The organism is Faecalibacterium sp. DFI.5.82, from assembly GCF_029076575.1.
GTDB lineage: Bacteria > Bacillota > Clostridia > Oscillospirales > Ruminococcaceae > Faecalibacterium > Faecalibacterium duncaniae.
The window spans coordinates 1-294 of record NZ_JARFIS010000945.1; the positions used below are offsets into that span (position 1 = coordinate 1).

General features: G+C 51.7%; 1 pseudogene. It reads right to left on the minus strand.

Going from position 1 to position 294, the window contains the following annotated elements:
• A pseudogene (murD, locus tag P0G09_RS19605) lies at window positions 1-182 on the minus strand (UDP-N-acetylmuramoyl-L-alanine--D-glutamate ligase); the annotation flags it as partial.
• Between the last annotated feature and the right edge of the window lie 112 nt (window positions 183-294).

A 294-nucleotide genomic window follows, 5' to 3' on the forward strand; every position in this document is an offset into this window, starting at 1 on the left:
TCCCGGATGGTAGCGGCATAATCGCCAAACTCCTCCACGCTCTTTTTCTGGTCGCACAGGGTCACAAGGGCCCCCAGTTCCACAAACTCCTTGATAAGGGTCTTGTGGCTGACACCGGCACCGATGAACGCCACCTTTTTGCCCCGGATGAGTTCTGCAAGCTTCTGCTGATCTTTCTGCATAAAGAAAGAACCTCCTCTATGAAAATTCAGGCTGAAATAGATTCACTGCTCCATTTTACACCTTTTCCAGCCAATTGGCAACGCCAATCCTTGTTCCGGCCCCGGATGCACC